Genomic DNA, 1,974 nt, shown 5'->3' with positions numbered 1-1,974 from the left:
GCGGCGCACCCGCCCCCGGGGCCGGGGGAGACCGCGTGAACGGTCCCTCGGGCGGCCGCACAGCAGGGACACCGACACCGACGCCGACGCCGACGCCGAAACCGACACCGGCAGCCGGCCGGCCGTGCCGGCGGACCGGCCCGGCGAGAGGAGCTGAGGACCGATGACCGGACGCTGGACCGCGGCGGCGCCGGGCGCGCCGGACGCCGGGCTGCGCCTGTTCTGCTTCGCCCACGCCGGCGGCGGACCGACCCTGTTCCGTTCCTGGCAACGGGAGTTCGGCCAGGACGTGGACATCCGGCCGATCCTCCTGCCGGGCCGGGAAGCCCGCGCGAAGGAACAGCCGTTTCGCCGGATGACGGATATCATCGGTCCGATGTGCGACGGCCTTCTGCCGTCGCTGGACCGGCCGTTCGCGCTGTTCGGGCACAGCCTGGGGGCGGTCCTCGCGTACGAGGCGGCCCGGGAGTTCGCGGCCCGCGGCTGGGGAGAACCGCGCCACCTGGTCGTCTCGGCCCGCCGGGCCCCGCACCTGCCGTCCCGCCGGGCGCGGCTGCACGACCTGCCGCAGGACCAGTTCACCGCGGCCGTCGCCGGCATGGGCGGCACCCCGGCCGAGGTGCTCGCCCACCCCGGGCTGCTCAACGCGTTCGCCCCCGGCCTGCGGGCCGACTTCGAGGTGAACGAGACGTACACGCCGCTGCCCGGCGGCCTGCTGGCCTGCCCGGTCTCCGCCGTCGTCGGCCGCTCGGACCCCGAGGTCGACCCGGACGAGATGGCCGGCTGGCGGGACACCACCCGGGGAGGCTTCGACCTGCGGGTGGTGGACGGCGGCCACTTCTACCTGAAGGAGGAACCGGGCGAGCTGCTCGCCCTGATCCGCGAGCGCCTCGGCGTCCCCGCCCCGACCTGACCCCCGGGGCCCCGACCTGACCCCCGGGGCCCCGACCTGACCCCCGGGCCCCGGCCTCCGGCCCCGCGGCCGGGCCTCGGCCGCCGACCCCGGCCCCGCGGCCGACCCCGCCGACCCCCGACCCCGGACCGGGCCCGTCCCGGACCGTCCCGCTCCGCCCCGCCGCCGCGCACCCGCGCGGCACACCCAGAAGGAGAACACCATGGAAGAGCTCGACCTCTCCGGCTGCCACCCGCTCTTCGTCCGCCAGATCGACTGCCTGGACAACAAGGACATCGACGCGCTCATGGAGACCTACCACCCCGACGCGGTGGTGGTCCGGTTCCAGGGCATCCTCACCGGTCACAAGGAGATCCGCGAGACCTTCAGCCGCTACATGGACATCCAGGCCAAGTACGAGCGGCTGCTGGAGTACACCCACACGGGTGACACCCTCTTCATGCGCGCCCTCATGAGCGTCCGGGGCGAACGTGAACTCGGCTTCGGCGCGTACGTGTTGAAGGATGGCCTGATCTGGCGTCAGGTCGCCGGAATCGAGGGCGGAATGCGCGACTGGTTCGCGGCCCAGGCCGAATCAGGGCATGCTGGTGAGCCGGGCGGTGCCGCCTCCGCGTGACATCGCGCCACCTTGCCGACCCTCTCCGAGAAGGACACAGGATGAGCAACGCCACCGGGACCCGCGCCCTCAAGAGCTGGGACGAACAGGACATCACGGAGACCGACGGGCGCAAGCTGACCCGCTCGGCCGTCGAGTACTCCTACACCGGCGACATCGAGGGCCAGGGCGTCCAGGAGTACGTGATGTTCTACCGGAGCGACGACTCCACCACCTTCGTCGGCCTGGAGCAGGTCTCCGGCCGGCTGGGCGGGCGCTCGGGCAGCTTCGTACTCCAGCACACCGGTGAACTGACCGGCACCACCGCCGAGGTGACCTGGACGGTCGTCCCGGGCTCCGGCACGGGCGAGCTGACCGGTCTGACCGGCAGCGGCGGCTTCACCGCCACCCACGAGGAGGCCGGCAACGCCCGGTACCGGCTGGAGTACGACCTCGGCTGATCCAC

General features: G+C 73.5%; 3 protein-coding genes. All 3 read left to right on the top strand.

The genetic code is table 11. The features are described 5' to 3' along the window. Positions 1-163 precede the first annotated feature (163 nt). The 3 genes from ACZ5WK_RS12890 to ACZ5WK_RS12880 all read left to right on the top strand — a co-directional run bounded on the left by ACZ5WK_RS12890 (position 164) and on the right by ACZ5WK_RS12880 (position 1,969). Entirely contained in the window at positions 164-913 is a 750-nt protein-coding gene (locus tag ACZ5WK_RS12890) for a thioesterase II family protein (RefSeq protein WP_465547387.1), read from the top strand. Between the two features lie 202 nt (positions 914-1,115). Continuing rightward, positions 1,116-1,529 carry a nuclear transport factor 2 family protein gene (locus ACZ5WK_RS12885; RefSeq protein WP_331742040.1) on the top strand — a complete coding sequence of 138 codons (414 nt, stop codon included), beginning with the start codon at positions 1,116-1,118 and terminating at the stop codon, positions 1,527-1,529. A 41-nt stretch (positions 1,530-1,570) separates the two neighbouring features. Next, positions 1,571-1,969: a DUF3224 domain-containing protein gene (locus ACZ5WK_RS12880; RefSeq protein ID WP_331742042.1), complete on the top strand. Its 399-nt coding sequence runs from the start codon at positions 1,571-1,573 to the stop codon at positions 1,967-1,969. Positions 1,970-1,974 lie beyond the last annotated feature (5 nt).

It is taken from the genome of Kitasatospora sp. NPDC032757, assembly GCF_055579305.1.
Note: the sequence above shows the minus strand (reverse complement) of the source record. Positions and strands in the feature narration are given on the sequence as shown.

What these genes read in the sequence shown, in the direction of transcription:
- ACZ5WK_RS12890 (WP_465547387.1), top strand. Translation starts at nt 164, where the DNA reads ATGACCGGACGCTGGACCGCGGCGGCGCCGGGCGCGCCGGACGCCGGG.
- ACZ5WK_RS12885 (WP_331742040.1), top strand. Translation starts at nt 1,116, where the DNA reads ATGGAAGAGCTCGACCTCTCCGGCTGCCACCCGCTCTTCGTCCGCCAG.
- ACZ5WK_RS12880 (WP_331742042.1), top strand. Translation starts at nt 1,571, where the DNA reads ATGAGCAACGCCACCGGGACCCGCGCCCTCAAGAGCTGGGACGAACAG.